This is a genomic window from Sphingobium bisphenolivorans (genome assembly GCF_000412635.1).
GTDB lineage: Bacteria > Pseudomonadota > Alphaproteobacteria > Sphingomonadales > Sphingomonadaceae > Sphingobium > Sphingobium bisphenolivorans.
Window position 1 is genome coordinate 1 of the sequence record NZ_ASTG01000004.1, and the last position, 20597, is coordinate 20597.

A 20597-nucleotide genomic window follows, 5' to 3' on the forward strand; every position below is an offset into this window, starting at 1 on the left:
GCCGCCGACCGCCGTGATCATGTAGAACCAGCCACCATCGCGATGAATCTTCGGCCCCTCCGGCGAAAAACCCTCCACGTCCCAGTCTTCGGGATAATGCCAGGGGTCGTAAACATGCTCGACCTTGCCCACCGTGGATAGCCCGTCGTCGGCAAGCCGGATACGGTCCCCGCCCGACAGAAAAAGCCAGCGCGACCCATCCTCCCCCACCGCGTGGCAGGGATCGATATGATCGGGCAGGCCAAGCGGGATCGGGTCGCTCCACGGCCCGTCAATATGGTCCGCCCAGATGACGAAGGTGCCGTTCGGGCTCGCCTTCACCGGAATATAGATGAAGTAACGGCCCTTGTGCTTCTCCAGACTGACGGCCCAGACCGAGCCGATATTCCTGGTGAGCGCCGCGACGCGCGGCTGCCAGTTCACCAGATCGCGGCTGTGCCAGATGGTGAGGCCGGGATAGGCGTCGAAGCTGGAGAAGGTCATGTAATAATCCTCGCCATCCTTCAGGATGGCGGGATCGGCGCGGTCGCCCGACAGGATGGGGTTGAGGAAAGTGCCGTTGCCGAGGTCCGCGACACGCTGGTTGTCGAACCCGCGCTTCCAGTCGCCCTCTGCCTCGGCTGCCCGCGCCCCCTGCGGCAACGCCGCCAGCGCCACCCCGCCAAGCGCCGCGCCAAATGCCTCACGCCGGTTCAGGTCCATGATCTGTCTCCATGAGTTCCCTCTCGCTCCGGGAGAGGGGAGGGAGCCGCGCACAGCGTGGCGGAAGGGTGAGGGCGATCGCCGGTTGAGCCGCTCGCCCCTACCTTCCCGCTCGGCGCCGCCAAGCTGGCCCCTCCTCTTTCGCCGGGAGAGAACATATTTGGCTCACCCCGCGTCCAGTTCCACCCGCGCCAGCCGGGGCGAGAGCAGATGCACCGCCAGCAGTGCCGCGAAATAGGCGCTGCCCGCGACGATGAAGAGCGGCGTGTAGCTGCCGATGCTGTCGAGAATATAGCCGGCATATTTCGCCATCAGCATGCCGCCGATCGCGCCGACGGTACCGCCGATGCCAACCACAGACCCGACCGCGGCGCGGGGGAACATGTCGGACGGCAGCGTGTAGAGATTGGCGGAAAAGGCCTGATGCGCGGCGGTCGCGATGCCGATCACCAGCACGGCGGTCCACAGGCTGTCGATGGATTGGGCGAAAATGACCGGCAGCACCGCCACTGCGCAGACCAGCATCGTGATCTTGCGCGCGGCATTGACCGACATGCCGCCCTTCATCAGCCGTCCCGACAGCCAGCCGCCGAAGATGCTGCCCACGTCCGACAGCAGGTAGATCGCCACCAGCGGCGGGCCGAAGCTCAAGAGGTCGAGGCCGTAGCGCTCACCCAGATAGCCCGGCAGCCAGAAGAGGAAGAACCACCAGATCGGATCAATGAAGAATTTGCCGAGCGCATAGGCCCAGGTTTCCCGCACCGTCACCAGCCGGCGCCAGCCGATCGGCACGACGGGGTCGGCGGGGTCCTGCTGAATATAGGCCAGTTCCTCCGCGCTCACCCGCTTGTGATCGGCGGGCGAGCGGTAGATGATCAGCCAGGCCACGAGCCACAGCACGCCCAGTACGCCCGTCACGATGAAGGCCATGCGCCAGCCGTAGGCCACAGTCAGCCACGGCACGAGCAGCGGCGTCACGATCGCCCCGACATTGGCGCCCGCGTTGAACAGGCCGATCGCGAAGGCACGCTCCTTTTGCGGGAACCATTCGGTCACTGCCTTGATGCCTGCCGGGAAGTTGCCGGACTCGCCGATGCCCAGGCCGAAGCGTGCCATGGCGAATTGCGTCACGCTATGAACGCCGCCATGGGCGACATGCGCGATGGTCCAGATCGTCACCGCCACCGCATAGCCGAGGCGCGCGCCGATCACGTCGACGATCCGCCCAAAGCTCAGATAGCCGATCGCGTAAGCCGCCTGAAACCAGAAGACGATATTGGCATAGTCGGTTTCGGACCACTGCATGTCCTGCGCCAGCGTCGGCTTCAGCACGCCGATCATCTGCCGGTCGACATAGTTGATCGCCGTCGCCGCGAACAACAGCACCACGATCGTCCAGCGGTATCGGCTCGCGAGCCGCCCTGCACCCTCTATCGTTGCTTCCATCCATCCATCTCCGGCTTGTGCCTTATATTATCTGTTCCGCTTCCTGCTTCACTATCCGGCATTCCAGTAAGCCCATCGATCCGAAGTCCGCTATCACCTGCTGTCCGGCGACGACTTCGTGGACACCGGTTACCGCTCCAGACGAAATCCACGCACCCGCCCGCAAGGGAATTTTCCGCTGCGCCAGATTTTCCAGCAGGAAACGAACCGATCCGATCGGGCCGTCAGGAAAGGAGGAGGCGCGCCCACTGCCCACCGTCGCGCCGTCGATCCGAACCGTTATCTCCTCTTCGGCGAAGGCGAGCGACTGCCAATCGTTAATCGCGGGTCCGATCAACAGCCCGTTATTATTGCCGAAATCCGACACCGTGACTGCAGGGCCGAGCCTATTGATGCCGGCAAAGGGCGAACTGGCGATCTCGACCCCGATATGCACGGCATCGATGAGCGCGGCTGCCTCGTTCAGCGAATAGCGCGTCTTGGCGGGGTCGGGGGCTTGTCCCACCCGCAGCAGAAACTCCGCCTCTGCCGCACCAAAGCCGTCCGCGAAAATGAGGCCCATTGCATCGCTGCTCATCGGCTTGATGGTCGAGGCGAAGATCGGGCCGGCCAGCCGCTCGGCGCCGTAGCGCTCCACCAGCGGCGCCGGCAACCGGCCCACCTTCCAGCCACCGACCGACTCGCCCAGCAGCGCCATCGCCGCATCCTGCACCGCATAGCCTTCCGCCAGCGACTCCGGGACTGGGCCGGGATAATCCTGCAAGCCGCGAGCCTCTTTCCGGGCCTCCACGAAATTGCGCGCGATCGCTGCATGCGTCACTTCTGTCACGGCTATCCTCTCGTTTAACCGCTCTGGAATGCCTCGTTAAGTAACCGGTGTCAATGACTGTTGTAAAAGCGCTCCCTTTTCCCTTGATGCACGGTATAAGGCGCCATGGCTAAAGACGACAGCGCCGCTCCCAAGCTCACCATCAACGACATTGCGCGGCTCGCCGGTGTCTCCAAAAAGACGGTCAGCCGCGTGATCAACCGCTCTCCGCTGCTCAATCGCGAGACGCGCGACCGGGTGGAGAAGATCATTCTCGACACCGGCTATGTCCCCAATCCGCAGGCGCGTGCGCTGGCGCTTGGCCGCAATTTCCTGATCGGCCTCGTATACGACAATCCCAACGCGCAGATGGTGCTCAGCATGCAGCGGGGGATATTGGAGGCGTTGCGCGGCACGGAGTTCGAACTGGTCGTCCGGCCGGTCGACCGCGGATCGGGCGCGGTGATGGACGACATATTGGGCTTCGTCATCCGGCAGCGGCTCTTCGGCGTCATCGTCCTGCCCCCTCTTTCGGAAAGCGATGCCCTCGCCCAGCTGCTGGATGAGGCGGGGTGCCGTTATGTCCGAATGGGGTCGGCGCTGCTGGACGACAATGAACATATGGTCGCCTCCAACGATCGGGAGGCGGTGGCCGACGCGGTGCGGCACCTGATCGCGCAGGGGCATCAGCGCATCGGCCTGATCGCCGGGCCGCACGGCTTCCGCTCCGCCAAGGAACGGCGGGAGGGCTTTGAAATGGCGCTCAGCGAAGCGGGCATCAGCCTGCCGCGCAGCTTCATCGCGGACGGCGAATATACCTTCGAATCCGGGATTGCGGCGTCGGAAAATCTCTTTGCCCTTTCGCCGCCGCCGACTGCCATCTTCGCCAGCAATGACGAGATGGCCGCTGGCGTTCTCTATGCCGCCCGCCTTCGCGGCATCGATGTGCCGGAGCAGCTGTCGATCATCGGCTTCGACGATACGCCGCTCACCACCCGGGTCTGGCCGCCGCTCACCACCGTGCGTTGGCCGATCGCAGCCATGGGCCGCTCCGCCGCGCTCAAGCTGATCGGCACGGCGGTCGGTGATCAAGGGGAAGCCTCCGAACCCTCCCTGTTCAGCTCGACGCTGATCCGCCGCAGCTCGGTCGCGCCGCCGCCCGCCTCCTGACGGAAAATCTTGACACCGGTTTCCAGATGTGGTGCCCAGCAGGTCTGCAAACAGATCGGGCGAGGATTCGATGTTCGAAAAAACCTATCACGCGACGCATCCCGAGATGATGGAATGCGTCGACAATGAAGCCCTGCGCGACCGCTATCTGGTCGGCGGCATGTTCGAGAGCGGCCAGATCGTTCTCAACTACAGCCATAACGAACGCTTCGTCATTGGCGGCGCAGTGCCGGCGGGCGGCAGCCTGAAGCTCCCCGATCAGACCGAGCCCGCGTCAGCGGCGGGCCATCCCTTCCTCGAACGACGCGAGGCCGGCATCGTCAATATTGGCGGCGACGGCGCGGTCATGGTCGATGGCGTGCGCTACGACCTTGGCAACAAGGAATGCCTCTACGTTCCGATGGGATCGAAGGAGGTCGTCTTCGAAGGCGCGGAGGCCCGCTTCTACATCGCCTCGCTGCCCGCGCACAAAGCCTGCCCGATCAAGAAGATCACGCTGGCGGAGGCCAATCCGCTGGAACGCGGCGACCTCGAAAACTCCAACCACCGCACCATCTACCAGTTGGTGATCCCCGGCGTCTGCGAGAGCGCACAGTTGTTGATGGGCCTGACCGTGCTCGAAACCGGCAGCGTGTGGAACACCATGCCCCCGCATCTTCACGACCGCCGCAGCGAGATCTATCTCTATTTCGACCTTCAGGGCGGCGACCGCGTCTTCCACTATATGGGCGAGCCCGACGCCATGCGCCACATCGTCATCGAGAATGAGGAAGCGGTGATCTCTCCGCCATGGTCCGTCCATATGGGATCGGGCACCAAGAGCTATGCCTTCATCTGGGCGATGGGCGGCGAGAATCTCGATTATACCGACATGAACGTGCTGGATATCTGCCAGCTGCGGTGAGGCCTTTGTCGTCATTCCCGTGGAGGCGGGAATGACGGGGAGAAGATGATGCAAAATCCCTTCGATCTTTCCGGCAAGGTCGCGATCGTCACCGGCGCCAACACCGGCATCGGTCAGGCGATCGCGCTGTCGCTCGCGCAGGCGGGCGCCGACATCGCCGCCGTCGGCCGCACGCCTGCCGAGGAAACCGTCGCCAAGGTCCGCGCGCTTGGCCGCAAAGCGGAGATCGTCTCCGCCGACCTCTCCACCATCGAGCCGATCCAGCGCGTCGTGGACGAGACGCTGGCAAAACTTGGTGGCCTCGACATCCTCGTCAACAATGCCGGCATCATCCGCCGCGCCGACAGTGTCGATTTCACCGAGGAGGACTGGGACGCGGTGATCGACACCAACCTCAAGGTCCTCTTCTTCCTCTGCCAGGCGGCGGGCCGGCACATGCTGAGCCAAGGCGCAGGAAAGATCGTCAACATCGCCTCCCTTCTCTCCTTCCAGGGCGGCATCCGCGTGCCAAGCTACACCGCTTCGAAGAGCGGCGTCGCCGGCCTTACCAAGCTGCTCGCCAATGAGTGGGCGGCAAAGGGCGTCAACGTCAACGCCATCGCGCCCGGCTATATCGCTACCAACAACACCGCCGCGCTCCAGGCGGACGAGCAGCGCAACCGCCAGATTCAGGAGCGCATTCCGGCCGGGCGCTGGGGCGAGGCGAGGGACGTCGGCGGCGCGGCCGTGTTCCTGAGCTCGCAGGCGGCCAATTACATTCATGGCCATATCCTGGCGGTGGACGGCGGCTGGCTCGCACGCTGAACGGCCTGCACGAGCGACAGGGTCACCGCCAACACAAGTAGAGCGGAGGAGGGGCAAACCCTCCCCCATTCAGGAGAAGGACCGATGCCCGACATGGACAGGCGAACCGCGCTGGCAGGCGTCAGTCTATTCGCCACGACCCTCGCCGCCCCCGCCTTCGCCGCGCCGCGCTCCAGTATCGTCCGCACCCGCAACGGTCGCGTCGCCGGAACGCGCGAGAGCGGCCTGCACGTCTTCCGTGGCCTGCGCTACGGTCAGGACACCGGTCGCCGCCGCTTCCAGTCGCCCGTCCCGCCCGGAAGCTGGTCCAGCGTTGCCGACGCCAGCCGCTTCGCCCCCTCCTGCCCGCAACAGGGCGAGCAGGAACGGACAAGCGAGGATTGCCTGTTCCTCAACATCTGGACGCCCGCGCCTGACCCGCGCGCGCGGCGGCCGGTCATGCTCTACATCCATGGCGGCGCCTATTCGAACGGCAGCGTCGTCGATCCGCTGAACGACGGCCGCCACCTCGCCGCGACCGGCGACGTGGTGGTCGTCACGGTCAACCATCGCCTGAACGCGCTTGGCTATCTCTATCTCGCCCGGCTCGACCCGCGCCTCGCCGACAGCGGCAATGCGGGGCAGCTCGACCTGATCCTCGCCCTGCAATGGGTGCGCGACAACATCGCCGCGTTCGGCGGCGATCCCGGCAATATCCTGGTCTTCGGCCAGTCGGGCGGCGGCGCCAAGATCGCGACGATGATGGCGATGCCTGCCGCCAGGGGCCTGTTCCACCGTGCAATCACGATGAGCGGACAGCAGGTGACGGCGTCCGGCCCGCTCAACGCCTCGCGCCGGACCAGCGCCTATCTCCGCAAGCTTGGGCTGTCGGAGACGGACCTCTCCCCCCTGCTCACGCTACCCGTCGAACGGCTGATCGACGCCTTGCGCGCCGAAGACCCGATCCTGGGCGGCGGCATCTATATGGGGCCGGTGCTCGACATGAAATGGCTGGAGCGCCACCCCTTCTGGCCCGACGCCGCGCCGCAATCCAATGCCATCCCGATGATGCTCGGCAACACCCGAGACGAGACGCGCGCCTTCATCGATCCCGGCGGCCCCAAACTGAAGGGCCTAGACTGGGGCAACCTGCCCGGCCGCATGGGGCCCGAACTGCGCATGGACATATTGCCCGAATGGGTGGTCGCGCAATATCGCGCCCATTATCCCGACTGGAGCGCCGAGCGCATCTTCTACGCCGCGACGACGGCAGGCCGCAGCTGGCCGGGCCAGATCATCGAGGCGGAGGCGCGCGCACGGGCGGGAACGCGCACATGGGCGTATCAGGTCGATTTCCAGTCGCCCACGCGACTCGAGCGGGGCGCGCCCCATACGATGGACATCGCCCTCTCCTTCGGCACGCTTGACGCGCCCGGCTCCTTCACCGGCACGGGAGCGGATGCGCAGGCTGCCTCGCGCGCGATGATGGCGCGGTTCATCGCCTTTGCGCGGGAGGGCGACCCCGGTTCGGACTGGCCCGTCTATGACCTGGAGAAGCGCCCGACGATGATTTTCGACACTCGCAGCCGTGTCGAGCAAGACCCCCGCGGCTGGGAACGCGAACTTTTCGCGCGCGTGCCCTATATTCAGCCGGGGAGTTGAGCGAGATCGCTATCCTTTTACTCGTCATCGCGGGCTTGAACCGGGATCCCGCCATTTCTTCAGGAGATGCAGCAAGGAAGCGGGGCACCGGATCAAGTCCGGGGTGACGAAGCGAAATGCACTTCAGTCTGATTTATTGAGAACGGCCGCCCCTATTTCACCACTGGATAGCTGATGATCAGCGCCAGCGGCTTCTTGCCCAGCTGGCGGATACCCACCTGCGCGCCGGTATAGAGATAGGCCGCCATGCCCGGCCCGACACGCCTCTTGACGCCGTCCGATTCCACCTCGCCCTCGCCGGAGAGGACATAATAGACCTCGTCATGCGCGATCGGGTGCACGCCGATCGCCGAGCCGACATGCAGCACGCGCTTACGGAATTCCATCGTGCGCGGCTGCGGCACGGCATCGCTGATGCGATAGGCGGTGCTCATGCCGATCTGGCCGTGGGGCGTCGGCTCTTGCTTCGCGACATCGCGCTCATCGATCACCGCCATCGGCGGCGCGGCGGCGAGCATCAGGGGCAGGATAAAACTCATTTCGCATTCTCTCCTTTGCCATTCTCGCCCTGCCGCATCATCTTGTCGCGGTCGGACAGATGTTCGGTGATCTGGTCCTTCTGCCCCGGATAGCGGCCGGACTTGGGTTCCATCGTGTCGAGGTTCCAGTCCGCCTCGACAAAGCGGGCGCTGGTCGGCTTCATCTTCGGATAACCGCCGACCTGTTTTTCATCGTCGATGATCTCGCCGCGTCCCTCTGCGACGAAGAACAGCACGCGCAGGTCGTCGGCGTCCCGGTCCCAAGGGCGCGCGCCCGCATGCCACAACACATGCGTCTCGACATCGCGCGACGGCAGGACTTGCAGCCCTGGCCACTCGACCGGCGGCGCCTTCGCTTCGATCAGCTTCGCGCGCGTCTCGCCATAGCGGCCGAACATCGGTAGCCCATTGCCCCATCTGTCGACCGCCAGATTGTCCCTGCCATAATAGGAGAGGTCGCCGTCGCCGCCAAGCGTCAGGAAAGGCAGGCCCTGCGCCGTCGACACCCCGCCGCGCAGCACATTCCCGATCGCGGTCAGCTTGCCGATCTGGTAGGGATGCTCGCCCCATTCCAGCGCCATCAGATTATAGTGCACCGCGCGCTCGCCGGGGTCATAGATCAGGTTGTTGACCAGTTCCGCCTGCACCCCGCCCTTCAACAGGGGGTTGCGCTCCTTATTGTGCGCGTAGATGTTGCGGTAGATCAGGATACCGCTCGCATTGTCGTGGATCAGCGTGCCCTTGCTATGCTCCCCCTTGGGATGGCTGGCGTTGGCAAGCCCCTCCGCCGCCAGATTATAGCTGTAAGTGATGTTGTGCGACGTGCCCGCGCGCCACTCATCCGGTGTCTTGCCCTCGAAGCGGGGGCCGGAGGCAGACATATTCTCATCGATCGCCCAGGTGAAGGTGCAATGGTCGATGATGACGTTATGGGCCGCGACGGTGGACAGGGCGTCGGCTTCCCATCCGCTCATCAGCGGCTGGCTGTCGACGCCGGTGCGCACGCGAATATGGCGCATCACGACATCATGGGTGGCGATGTCGATGCCGCTGCGGATCAGGGTGATGCCGGGTGACGGCGCGGTCTGGCCGGCGATGGTCACGAAGGGTTCGCGGATAGTGAGCGTCTGGCGCGCCATGTCGATAACGCCGCCTACCTCGAACACGATGATGCGCGGCCCCTTGGCCTCGATCGCGGACTTGAAGCTCCCCGGCCCGTCAGCGGCCAGCGTCGTCACCCGGATGATGCGCCCGCCCCGCCCCCCCGGCGTTTCGGCGGCCCAACCCACCGCGCCGGGAAAGGCGGGCCTGGCAGGGGCAGGCGCGGCACTGGCAGCGATGCCGGCAAGCGCAATCATGGGGGCGAGCGACCGGGCGATGGCGTGAAATGCTTTCATTCTGTTTCCTTCTCCTTTCCCATTCTTGACATTGGTTGCGGAGGGGCGCAAGAAACAAATGACACCGGTGTCCACGCCGAGGCAACTCCGTCGAGAATGTTGCCCGGAATTGGACTGAGCCGGCAGACAAGGAGGGATGTCATGATGAACCATTCACGTTTGGCCAGTTCCGCAACCCACGCGACACGTTGGGTTTCCGCCGTTTCCTTCGCTACTTTGGCGGTAGCGGGCCTGCAGTCCGCTCATGCTCAGGAAAGCGCCCAACAGGCCGCGGCAGAGCCGGATGTCGCCGACATCGTTGTCACCGGTTTCCGCCAGTCATTGGGCGCCGCGATCAACCTGAAGCGCGAGTCGGTCAGCTCGGTCGACGCCATCGTCGCGGAAGACATCGCCAAATTTCCCGATCAGAACCTCGCCGAGTCACTCCAGCGCATCCCCGGCATCACCATCCAGCGTGACGGTGGCGAGGGCCGCGCGATCACCGTTCGCGGCCTCGGAGCGCAATTCACCCGCGTCCGCGTCAACGGGCTGGAGACGGTCGCGACCTCGACCGACGGTGCCAGCGCCAACCGCGACCGTGCCTTCGATTTCAACGTCTTCGCGTCGGAACTGTTCAGCTCGCTCGTCGTGCACAAGACCGCCGAAGCCTCGCTGGACGAAGGATCGCTCGGCGCGGTGGTGGATCTCAACACCGGTAATCCGCTCGCCGGCAAGGAGGGTTTCACCTTCGTCGGCTCCGCGACCGGCTCCTATAATGACCTCTCCAAGAAATGGGGTCCGCGCGCCGCCGGCCTGCTGTCGTGGAAGTCGCCGGACGGTCAGTGGGGCGTCGCGCTCTCGACCGCCTATTCGAAGCTCGACACGCTGCAGATGGGCAACAACACCGTGCGCTGGTCGCAGGCGCGCTTCGACAGCGTCAACGGCACGCGCTGCTTCACCGCCCCGAATGCGGGCGGCAGCTATCTGCCCGGCGCGCTCTGCAACGAAGCCGCGCTCGCCTTCCACCCCCGCATCCCGCGCTATGGCGAAGTGGCGCAGGAGCGCGAGCGTCTCGGCATCACCGGGTCGATCCAATGGGCGCCGAGCGACGCGACCAAAGTCTCCATCGACGGCCTCTTCTCCCGCTTCAAGGAACGGCGGGAGGAAAAATGGGGCGAAGTGCTGCTACGCTCCAATGAACGGTCGATCGATATCCTCAATCCGGTCTATGACGACAACGGCAATATGGTGTCGGCGACGCTCAACGACGCCTGGGTTCGTACCGAACATTATCTGCGCAAGTCCAAGACCCAATTCTATCAAGTCGGCGCGACCTGGGACCAGGACCTTGGCGACAATTTCCGCTTCACCCTGCTGGGCGGCATGTCGAAGTCCGATGCCTCGATCCCGCTCGAAACCACCATCGTCTTCGACGATCGCGACGCGCAGGGCTATAGCTATGACTATAGCAATATGCGGCGCCCGGTGCTGAGCTTCGGCACCAGCGTCACCGATCCGGCCAATTTCCAGCTCGCCGAAATCCGCGACCGCCCCTCCTCTACCATCAACAAGTTCCGCACTGCGCAGCTGCGCACCGAATGGGACGTGACGGACGGCTTCACGGTGAAGGCGGGCGCGGTGCATCGCCGCTTCTCCTTCGATACGGAGGGCTTCACCCGCGACACTGTGGTGTGCGGCAATGGCGGGCTGGACCGGGTGCTGGGCACCGTCACCTGCTCACCCACTTCCGCTTTCGGCCCGACCGCCATCTATGGCCTGCCGGTGACAGCCGCGCTCGGCCAGCTCTATACGCTGAAGGGCGCGGACGCCCCGTCGGGAACGACGACCGAGTGGCTGATCCCCAATCTCGGCGCGACCACCGACTATACCAATCTTTACGACCGCCCCCTTGCGGTCGATGCAGGCAACACTCGCAGCGTCATTGAAAAGACCAACGGCGCCTATCTGCAGTTCGATGCCAAGGGCGAAATATTCGGCCTCGAATATGCGCTGAATGCCGGCATCCGCTATGTGAAGACCGATCAGAGCTCGACGGGCCTGCTCGCCGGCGTCAACCGCACGATCAAGCGCGGCTATTCCGACTGGCTGCCCGCCGCCAACCTCGCCCTCTTCCCGCACAAGGACATCATCATCCGCGCCTCGGTCGCCGATGTGATGACCCGCCCCTCGCTCGGCAGCCTGTCGCCGGGCGGCTCGGTCGACGGCTTCAACTATAATATCAACTTCGGCAACCCGGACCTGCAACCCTATCGCGCGACCGCCTATGACCTTGGCGTCGAATGGTATTTCGCTCCGCAGTCGGTCTTCTCGGTCGCCTTCTTCAAGAAGGACGTGTCGAGCTTCCCGATCAGCGACACGATCACCGGAACCTATGCCTCTACCGGCCTGCCGCTCTCGATCATCCCGCCCAGTTCGCCCGCCGCGCTCAGTCCCGAAGGGCGGCTGTGGAACATCACACGGCCGATCAACGGATCGGGCGCGAGCCTCAAGGGCGTCGAACTGTCGCTGCAGATGCCCTTCACCTTCCTGCCGGGCATATTGTCGCACTTCGGCGGCATCGTGAACGCGACCTTCATCAAATCGAAGGCGACCTACACGACGCCGGGCCCGATCCTCAATCCTTGCGTCGGCGGCGCGGTGGGCTGCGCGCTCGGCCCGAACGTCTCGGTCACGCGCAGCGAGACGCTGTTCGGCCTGTCTAAGAAGGCGTTCAACGCTACCCTCTATTATGAGGATGAGAAGTTCAGCGCCCGCGCCTCGGTCAGCTATCGCGGACCTTATATCGATGCGACCAGCGGCACCGGCAATATTTTCGAAGGCTATAACAGCACGGTCAATGTCGACGCGTCGATGCGCTACAAGCTGACCGACTGGATCGAACTGTCGCTGGAGGGCATCAACCTCACCGACGATTACCGCGACCGCTACACCGACATCGACACCAACCGCAATTATGAGCAGCTGCACTTCGGCCGCACGCTCCAGATCGGCGCGCGCTTCAAGATGTAACGCCCTTCCCCCCGCTCCTCCCTCTTCCGGAGGGGCGCCTGGCCGGCCGTCGACTGCACGCGACGGCCGGCCGTTTGTTTTTCAGCGCACAAAAAAGGGCGCCCCGATCGGGACGCCCTCTCTTTTCGCGATAGGCTCGCTATCAGAAGCGATAGCCGAGGATCAGGGCAGCCTGATGACGCTCGGGCGAACCTTCGTAGCTCGAATAGCGATATTCGGCGCGGGTGATGAAGCCCTGGAAAGTGGTTTCCAGGCCAGCGCCTAGGCGGTAGCCGTCCAGCTTCGCGCTGAAACCGGCATTGTCTTCGAAGCGGGCGTTGGTGTAGCCGCCCTTGGCATAGGCGAGCACGTTCGGCACGACTTCGCCGCCGATGCGGATGCCGGCATAGAGGTCACGGTCGGTGTGGATGCCCTGCTCCTTGACGTCGGAATCGGCATATTCGCCTTCGATGCCGAAGACCGCGCCGTTGATGTTCACGTCATAGCCGACAATGCCGCCGTACAGCAGGCCGCTGTCATGGTCGACGCCGTTGAAGTCGACATGGTCCAGACCGACGACGCCGGCGACATAGGGGCCGGAGAAGGGAACGGCGTCCTGCGCCATGGCGGGGGCGGCGATGCTGGCAAGCAGCAGGGCGGAAGCGACGAGCTTTTTCATGATAACTCCTCCTCATTCTTTCGTCATTGGTTCGGAGGGCGCGTCTAGAGGCGGTGGCGCAGGTGAGTAAAGCTTCGAAAGCAACATCTTGCCGCATTGCAATATGGACTGTGGCAATGATGCACTAGGGGTTGAAAACCGCGCTGAAGGCATTACGCGCGCGGTGCGAAGCGATTTCCGCACCCTGTAAAGGCGGACTTGCTGGCGGCGGCGGGAATGTCTAGCTGGACCTTCGATCATCAACAGGCGGCAGACGGGATTGGCAAACGGGGACAAGCGCGCGCGGGCAGCGACCATCCATGACGTGGCGGCGGCGGCGGGGGTTTCCGCCCGAACCGTGTCGCGGGTCATCAACCGTTCGCCCAAGGTCGGCGAGGAAACCCGCAAGGCGATCGAGGCCGTCATCGCACAGCTGGGCTTCAGCCCGAACAGCCGCGCACGCGGTCTGTCGGCCGGACGCTCCAACCTGATCGGCGTGGTGCAGGACGATCCCAACGCCCATGTCATCGGCATCATCCAGCGCGGCATCGTCGATGCGGCGCGCGAGCCGGGCTACGAGTTGATCGTCCATCCGGCCGACAGGAACGATCCCGCGCTGCTCGACAATATCCGCAGCTTTATCGCCAAATCGCGGGTGGACGGCCTGATCCTGCTCCCTCCCATCTCGGAACGGGCCGATGTCGCGGCGGCGCTGGGCGCGATGGGCCTGCCCTGCGTCGGCATGGCGGCAATACCGGTCGATGGCTATGGCGTGGCAATGGTGAGCGACGAACGCGGCGCGGCGGCGGAGATGGCCGGCCACCTCGCCGATCTTGGGCACCGCAGGATCGCCACCGTCACCGGACCGCGCGAGTTCCAGTCCTCACGCGAGCGTGAGACGGGCTTCCGGGCCGCGCTGGAGGCACGGGGCATCGACCTGCCGCCCGCTTATGTGGTGGAAGGCGACTACGGCTTTGCCTCCGGCCTGGCGGCGGGAGAGCGGCTGCTCGCACTTGCCGATCGGCCGACCGCGATCTTCGCGGGCAATGACATGATGGCCGCCGGCGTGATGAAGGCCGGGCACTTGCGGGGCCTTCGCGTGCCGGACGATCTGTCGGTCGCGGGCTTCGACGACAGCGATCTGGCCGCCATGCTGACCCCCGACCTGACCACGATCCGCCGTCCGCTGCTGGAAAACGCCCGCCGCGCCACCCGCGCGCTGATCGAGCAGATCGAACAAGGCGAGGCGGATACCGAAGGCACCGTCGCCGGCCCGCTGCTGCTGGTGGTGCGCGGCTCGACCGGGCGGGTGCCGGTCTAACTTATCAACGCGCGTGGAGAGCAAGTGCTCCTGCTTTTGCAGGAGCATGATCAAGAAGGCCGCCCTAGGCCTCCGGCAGCTTATAGGCCTTGCGCACAAGATTATAGGCGAGGTCGACCGCAACCTCCTCCGCCTCCCAGTCGCGCAGCCGCCCTTCCGCAACCAGCCGCGCGAGGAAGGCGCAATCCACCCGCCGCGCCACGTCATGCCGCGCCGGGATCGACAGGAAGGCGCGAGTGTCGTCGTTGAACCCGACCGTATTGTAGAAGCCTGCCGTCTCCGTCGTCATCTCGCGGAAGCGCATCATCCCTTCCGGGCTGTCGTGGAACCACCAGGCCGGCCCCAGCTTCAGGCAGGGATAATGGCCCGCCAGCGGCGCCAGCTCACGGGCATAGCTGCTCTCGTCCAGCGTGAAGAGGATGATCGACAGCCGCCGCTCATTGCCGAAGCGGTCGAGCAGCGGCCGCAGCGCCTCGACATAGTCCGTGCGCGTCGGAATATCGGCGCCCTTGTCCCGGCCATAGGCCTGATGCAGCCAGCGATTATGGTTGCGGCAGGAGCCTGGATGGATCTGCATGACCAGGCCATCCTCGACACTCATCGCCGCCATTTCGGTCAGCATCTGCGCGCGGAACAGCTCGGCATCCTGTGCCGTCCAGTCGCCCTTCATGACGCGGTGGAAGAGGGCTTCTGCCTCCGCCGCCGGCAGATCGGCGGTGCGCGCCGTCGGAAAGCCATGGTCGGTCGATGTCGCGCCCATCGCGATAAAGTCCGCCCGCCGCTTGCGATGCGCACGCAGATAGGCTTGCCAGTCGCCCACATCCTCGCCCGTTAGTTCGGCGAACGCGGCCAGCGCCGAGCGGAAATCCTCATGCTCCGGGTCAATTACCGCGTCCGGCCGATAGGCGGTGACCACCTGTCCGCCCCAGCCGGACTCGCGGATCGCCTGGTGCTGGTCCAGCCGCTCATGCGCGCCCTCGGTGGTGGCGAGCAGTTCGATGTTGAACCGCTCGAACAGCGCGCGCGGGCGGAAGGCGGGGGTAGCGAGCAATTCGCCGATCCGGTCGAAATAATCGTCGGCCGTGTCGGCGGACAGGATCGTATCGAACCCGAACACCTCCGCGAACACATGGTCCAGCCAGATGCGCGAGGGCGTGCCGCGGTAGAGATGCTGGTTGGCGGCAAAGATGCGCCACGCCTCGCGCGGGTCCGCTTCGGACGGTCTGCCATGCGCGGGCACGCCCAGCGACTCCAGCGCGATGCCCTGGCTATAGAGCATGCGGTAGAGATAATGATCCGGCGCCAGCAACAGGCTGGTCGCATCGGTCCACGCCTCATCGCTGGCGAACCAGCCCGGATCGGTGTGACCGTGCGGGCTGACGATGGGCAGCTTCGCCACGCGTGCATAAAGAGCGCGCGCGATATCGCGGCTGCGCGGCTCTGCGGGGAAAAGGCGGTCGGCGTCGAGGGTAAACGGGTGCATGGGCGTGTCCTGATGCGAAAGAGCTTGTGCCACCGATGGCACAAATGCTATTCCGCCGCAATGGACAGTTTGCCTTCCGCGCCTCGGACCCTGCCCGACGCCCTGCGCATCGACCCCGCCGATCAGGTCGCCGTTGCCCTGCGCCCGATCGGGGCGGGTGAGACGATCACGGTTGGTGACGCGGCCTTGGCCATCCGGGACAGCGTCGAGCGCGGCCACAAGATCGCGCTCCGCCCCATCGCGGCAGGCGAACAGGTGAAGCGCTACGGCTGGCCGATCGGCACGGCCACGCAGCCGATCGAGGCAGGCGCGCACGTCCACAGTCACAATCTGCGCACCAATTTGCGCGCGGAGGAACCCTACAGCTATACGGGCAACCCGGGCGCGCAGGCTCCGTATCCGGGCGACTGGAGCTTCCAGGGCTATATACGCGCCGACGGATCGGTCGGCACGCGCAACCAGATCTGGGTCATCCCGACCGTCGGCTGCGTCGCCCGCACGGCGGACCGGATCGCGGCGCAGGCGGCGCGCCGCCACGCAGGCCGTATTGATGACGTGCTCGCCTTCGCCCATCCGCTCGGCTGCTCGCAGCTGGGCGACGATCTCGACGGCACGGCGCAACTCCTCGCCTCTCTGGCGTGCAACCCCAATGCCGGCGGTGTGCTGCTGATAGGCCTCGGTTGCGAGGAAAACCAGCTGGGCGCGCTGCTCGACCGGCTGCCGAAGCACCGGCGCGCGCGGATACGCAGCGTCGGCGCGCAGATCAGCGCCGACGAATATGCGGAGGCCGCCACGGCGATCGACGAACTGGTCGAAATCGCCGCGCAGGACCGGCGCGAGACGGTGGGGATCGGCGCGCTGCGGCTCGGCCTCAAATGCGGCGGGTCGGACGGTTTCTCCGGCCTTACGGCCAATCCGCTGATCGGCCGCGCCGCCGATGTCGTCACCGGCGCGGGCGGGCAGGCGATCCTGACCGAGATACCGGAAATGTTCGGCGCCGAACGCATCCTGATGAACCGCGCCGCCGATGAAGCCGTCTTCGACGCGACGGTGGCGATGATCAACCGCTTCAAACGCTACTTCCTCGATCACGGCGAGCCGATTTCCGAAAATCCCAGCCCCGGCAATGTCGCGGGCGGCATCACCACGCTGGAGGAAAAGTCGCTGGGCGCGGTGCAGAAGGGCGGCCATGCCCACGTCACCGACGTCCTCGCCTATGGCGAACGCCTGCGACGGGCCGGCCTCACCTTGCTGGAGGCGCCGGGCAACGACGCGGTGTCGACGACCGCGATGGCGGCGGCGGGCGCGACCCTGACGCTCTTCTCCACCGGACGTGGCACCCCCCTCGGCAGCCCGGTCCCGACGATGAAGCTCGCCACCAACCACGATCTCGCCGCGCGCAAGCCCGGCTGGATCGACTTCGACGCGGGCCTGGTGCTGGATGAGGGCATAGACGCCGCCACGCACGCCCTGATGACCCGCATCTGCGCCATCGCATCAGGCGAACCCGCCCGCAACGAAGTGAACAACGAACGCGACATCGCGATCTGGAAACGCGGCGTCACTCTTTAGCCCCCGATCGCCCTTTCCCATCGGAATCTCCTCCGAAATAGGGTATAAAACATCTGTGACCTGACGGGAGACAGATGATGAAGTCCGTCCTGCTGCACATCCACGAAGACCATGGCGCGGAAAGCCGGCTTCAGGCGGCCAGCGACCTTGCCCGCGCAGCGGGCGCGCATATCCATTGTGTTCAGGTGACCGCCACGCCGGATATCGTCGCGTCCGACCTCTACGGCGGCGCGTCGATGGCGCCGGCGATGATGGCGGAGCTCTACGATATCGACGAAAAGGCCCGCCAGCGTGTCGAACAGCGGCTGCGGCGGGAAGATGTCAGCTGGGACTGGCGCCATGCGCAGGGCGACATCGTTCGCGGCCTGCTGTCCGCCGCAACGCTAACCGACGGCATCATCGTCACCTTGCCGACCGGCCCGCGCAAGCAGCTGGCCGATCCGCTCCACCTCGCCGCCGACCTTGCGCTGCGTGGGCGCACGCCAGTGCTGGCGATGCCGCAGGACGCCCGCGCCTTTCGCATCACCGGCCGCGCGCTCGTCGCTTGGGACGGATCGCTGGAGGCGTCGGCGGCGCTGCGTCTCAGCGTTTCCCTGCTGAAACTGGCGGAGGAGGTGCATATCGTGACCGTGGAGGAAGCGGGCAAATACCCCTTTCCCGCCACCGACGCGCCCGAATATCTCGCCCGCCACGGCGTCAAGGCGCAGCTGCACATCTGGCCGCAGGACGGACGCACGATCGATGCGGCGTTGCAGGCGGCGATCGGCGTGCTGAAGCCTGACTGGATCGCCATGGGCGCTTTCGGGCACAGCCGCTTGCGGGAAATGGTGTTCGGCGGCGTCACCCGCACGATGCTGCGCTCCGTCCATGTGCCGCTGCTGCTGGCCCATTGAACCGGCACCGGAATGGACCTTTTTTGAGCCTTTTTGCGTGACGCAAAGCCCCGATTACGTGATGGCGCCGCATTGTTGCGTTGGCGCCATTTGCACCGTTCCGGTTGCTTCTTTCATGCCCTGACAAGGGCGGCAAAGCTATGAATTCCCTCGGTCAACGCGTCTTTCGCCCTTTGCCGGGCAAGGCGCAACGGGGGAAATATCGATGCGCCTCGGGTCGAGGGCCAAACTGACGATCGCTGTCGGCCTGATCGCCGCCGCGCTGTTCATGGCGCTCGGCGTGCGCGAACTGCGCCGTGCCTCGGCCGCCGAGCCCCCAGCGGAAAGACCCGCGCCGGCCGCGCCCGTCATCGTCCTCGCCCGCGCCGCGCAGGCGATCCGCACCGGGGAGACGATCAGCCCCACCATGATCCGCAGCGCGGCAGGCGACCCCGCCCGCTTCCCGACCATTGCCACCGCCCCGGAGGTCGCGGGGAAGGTCGCCGCCCGCGACATAGCCGCCGGCGCGCTCATCCCCCGCGAAGCGCTGGGCAGCGCGGCGAACCTCGCCATCCGCGTCCCCGTCGGGCTGCGCGCGGTCAGCATCGACACGACGGCAGAGATCGCCGTTGCAGGCCTCGTCCGCCCCGGCGACCGCGTCGACGTGCAGGTCGTCTACCCCGGCGCCGACGCGATCGGCGGCGCGCGCGGATCGGGACGCAGCCGGGCGCAGTCGCTCCTCCAGCTGGTGCCGGTGCTGGCCGTCGGCGACGCCGTCGTCGGCGCGCAGCAAGCCTCCGGCGAACTCGCCTCGCCTGCCCCGCCCGCGCGCACCGTGACGCTGGCGCTGACCCCCGATCAGGTGTCGGTCCTCTCGCTCGCGAAAAGCACGGGCACGCTCACCCTGTCGCTGCGCAACCCCGCCGACGCAGACCGCCCCGCCGTCGCCATAGCGGCCTCCGCTGGGATTGAGCCCACGCCTGCCCCGGCCATACCAGTACTCGCCGCGCCCACCCTGCGCGCGCCACCGCAGGCCGCTCCCCGCCGCACTCCGCACGCAATCGAACTCGTCGTAGGGGACCGTCGCGAAACCATCTATTCCGGGAGCGCTCCCCGTTGAGAACGATCCTCGCTGCCAGCCTGCTCACGCTCGCCGCGCCCGCAGCGCTTGCCACCGACGCCACCGCCACGCTCCAGCTGAAGCAGCAGCGCGCCCTCTCCTACCCCCGCCCCATCGGCCGGGTGGAGGCCGACCGCGACGGCATCCTGTCCATCGCCGCCCCCTCGCCCCGCTCGCTGCGCTTGACCGCGATCGGCGCGGGCGAAACGCGGCTCAGCGTCTACGCGCAGGACGGCGCACTGATGGACGAAACCACCGTCAGCGTCACCGACGCGGCCGCCGCCCCGCTCGTCCGGGCCGGCGAGCAGGTCGTCGCCGTCGATGTCCAGTTCGCCGCCGTGTCCGAAACCACGCTGAAGGCGCTCGGCTTCAACTTCTCGAAATTGAGCGGCGATATTCAAGGCGCGGTCGTCTCGCCCAACAGCTTCAACAGCGCCTCCTTCCGGCCCACCGCCTCCTCGCTGGAAGCCTCGCTGCCGATCCAGAGCGCCTTCAACCTCTTCCTCTCCGCCCCCAATCGCGGCATCAACGCGGTGCTGAGCGCGCTCTCCGCCAACGGCCTCTCGCAACTCCTCGCCCAACCCACCCTGCTCGTCCGCTCGGGCGAGCAGGCGAGCTTCCTCGCGGGCGGCGAATATCCCGTCCCCGTGCCGCAGGTATCCGGCAACGGCGGCACGCTCACCATCCAGTATAAGGAGTTCGGCGTGCGCCTCGCGGTCCAGCCCTTCGTCCTGTCGAAGGACCATATCGTCCTCAAGATCGCGCCGGAGGTCAGCGAGCTGGACTATAATAACGGCGTGCAGTTGCAGGGCTATGTCGTCCCCGGCCTGCGCCGCCGCTCCGCCGAAACGACGGTGGAGCTGGGCAGCGGCCAGAGCTTCGTCATCGCCGGCCTCAGCTATTCCAGCCAGACCGTCAGCAAGGACAAGGTCCCCTTCCTCGGCGACATTCCCGTCCTCGGCGCCTTCTTCAAACGGCAGCAGAACCAGAAGGAAAAGCAGGAGCTGATCATCGTCGCCACCCCGCGCCTGGTCGGCCCGGTCAAGGCGGAGGAAATGCCGCCCCTCCCCGGCCGCACCACTGGCACCATCGATCCCGGCATTGGCGACATGATCCTCGGCACGGACGGCCTCGACCAGAAAAGCGCCCCCTTCGGCGTGGTGAGGCGCTGA

17 protein-coding genes are annotated in these 20597 nt (G+C 65.8%); 10 read left to right on the forward strand and 7 right to left on the reverse strand.

Annotated features, from left to right (window positions below):
* The 3 genes from L858_RS0103935 to L858_RS0103945 form a co-directional block, all read right to left on the reverse strand.
* A partial coding sequence (locus tag L858_RS0103935; RefSeq protein WP_022681843.1) for a family 43 glycosylhydrolase occupies nt 1–702 on the reverse strand: 702 nt, incomplete at its 3' end.
* 165 nt (nt 703–867) lie between these two features.
* Nucleotides 868–2148: an MFS transporter gene (locus L858_RS0103940; RefSeq protein ID WP_022681844.1), complete on the reverse strand. Its 1281-nt coding sequence runs from the start codon at nt 2146–2148 to the stop codon at nt 868–870.
* 22 nt (nt 2149–2170) lie between these two features.
* Nucleotides 2171–2977 carry a 2-keto-4-pentenoate hydratase gene (locus tag L858_RS0103945; protein ID WP_022681845.1) on the reverse strand — a complete coding sequence of 269 codons (807 nt, stop codon included), beginning with the start codon at nt 2975–2977 and terminating at the stop codon, nt 2171–2173.
* A gap of 105 nt (nt 2978–3082) precedes the next feature.
* Here L858_RS0103945 and L858_RS0103950 point away from each other — a divergent pair, with 105 nt between their 5' ends.
* The 4 genes from L858_RS0103950 (at nt 3083) to L858_RS0103965 (ending at nt 7475) form a co-directional block, all read left to right on the forward strand.
* Nucleotides 3083–4126, forward strand: coding sequence for a LacI family DNA-binding transcriptional regulator (locus L858_RS0103950; RefSeq protein ID WP_022681846.1), 1044 nt, complete (start codon nt 3083–3085; stop codon nt 4124–4126).
* Nucleotides 4127–4196: 70 nt separating this feature from the next.
* Nucleotides 4197–5030, forward strand: coding sequence for a 5-dehydro-4-deoxy-D-glucuronate isomerase (gene kduI, locus L858_RS0103955; RefSeq protein ID WP_022681847.1), 834 nt, complete (start codon nt 4197–4199; stop codon nt 5028–5030).
* Nucleotides 5031–5078: 48 nt separating this feature from the next.
* Nucleotides 5079–5834 carry a 2-dehydro-3-deoxy-D-gluconate 5-dehydrogenase KduD gene (kduD, locus tag L858_RS0103960; protein WP_028055789.1) on the forward strand — a complete coding sequence of 252 codons (756 nt, stop codon included), beginning with the start codon at nt 5079–5081 and terminating at the stop codon, nt 5832–5834.
* A gap of 84 nt (nt 5835–5918) precedes the next feature.
* Nucleotides 5919–7475, forward strand: coding sequence for a carboxylesterase/lipase family protein (locus tag L858_RS0103965; protein WP_022681849.1), 1557 nt, complete (start codon nt 5919–5921; stop codon nt 7473–7475).
* Between the two features lie 152 nt (nt 7476–7627).
* On the opposite strand, the gene L858_RS0103970 is transcribed toward L858_RS0103965, so the two are convergent.
* A complete protein-coding gene (locus L858_RS0103970) occupies nt 7628–8014 on the reverse strand; it encodes a cupin domain-containing protein (RefSeq protein ID WP_022681850.1) in 387 nt (128 codons plus the stop codon).
* Nucleotides 8011–9372: a pectate lyase family protein gene (locus L858_RS0103975; RefSeq protein ID WP_420801823.1), complete on the reverse strand. Its 1362-nt coding sequence runs from the start codon at nt 9370–9372 to the stop codon at nt 8011–8013. The genes L858_RS0103970 and L858_RS0103975 overlap by 4 nt, the downstream gene beginning before the upstream one ends.
* 183 nt (nt 9373–9555) lie before the next feature.
* Between L858_RS0103975 and L858_RS0103980 the strand changes: the two genes are divergently transcribed.
* The gene (locus tag L858_RS0103980; protein ID WP_037504362.1) at nt 9556–12420 is read left to right on the forward strand and encodes a TonB-dependent receptor; all 2865 of its coding nucleotides are present in this window, start codon (nt 9556–9558) and stop codon (nt 12418–12420) included.
* Between the two features lie 142 nt (nt 12421–12562).
* On the opposite strand, the gene L858_RS0103985 is transcribed toward L858_RS0103980, so the two are convergent.
* Nucleotides 12563–13078, reverse strand: coding sequence for a porin family protein (locus L858_RS0103985; protein WP_022681853.1), 516 nt, complete (start codon nt 13076–13078; stop codon nt 12563–12565).
* A 259-nt stretch (nt 13079–13337) separates the two neighbouring features.
* On the opposite strand from L858_RS0103985, the gene L858_RS0103990 reads away from it, so the two are divergent.
* Entirely contained in the window at nt 13338–14378 is a 1041-nt protein-coding gene (locus L858_RS0103990; protein WP_022681854.1) for a LacI family DNA-binding transcriptional regulator, read from the forward strand.
* 64 nt (nt 14379–14442) lie between these two features.
* Here L858_RS0103990 and uxaC read toward each other — a convergent pair whose 3' ends face one another.
* On the reverse strand, nt 14443–15861 hold the full coding sequence (gene uxaC / locus L858_RS0103995; protein ID WP_022681855.1) for a glucuronate isomerase: 1419 nt from the start codon (nt 15859–15861) through the stop codon (nt 14443–14445).
* Nucleotides 15862–15921: 60 nt separating this feature from the next.
* Between uxaC and L858_RS0104000 the strand changes: the two genes are divergently transcribed.
* From L858_RS0104000 to L858_RS0104015, 4 genes are all read left to right on the forward strand, one after another.
* On the forward strand, nt 15922–17433 hold the full coding sequence (locus L858_RS0104000; protein ID WP_022681856.1) for a UxaA family hydrolase: 1512 nt from the start codon (nt 15922–15924) through the stop codon (nt 17431–17433).
* Between the two features lie 74 nt (nt 17434–17507).
* Nucleotides 17508–18326 (forward strand): universal stress protein, encoded by an 819-nt coding sequence (locus L858_RS0104005; RefSeq protein ID WP_022681857.1) that lies wholly within the window; start codon nt 17508–17510, stop codon nt 18324–18326.
* A 205-nt stretch (nt 18327–18531) separates the two neighbouring features.
* The gene (cpaB, locus tag L858_RS0104010) at nt 18532–19425 is read left to right on the forward strand and encodes a Flp pilus assembly protein CpaB (protein WP_022681858.1); all 894 of its coding nucleotides are present in this window, start codon (nt 18532–18534) and stop codon (nt 19423–19425) included.
* A 5-nt stretch (nt 19426–19430) separates the two neighbouring features.
* A complete protein-coding gene (locus L858_RS0104015; RefSeq protein ID WP_420801824.1) occupies nt 19431–20597 on the forward strand; it encodes a type II and III secretion system protein family protein in 1167 nt (388 codons plus the stop codon).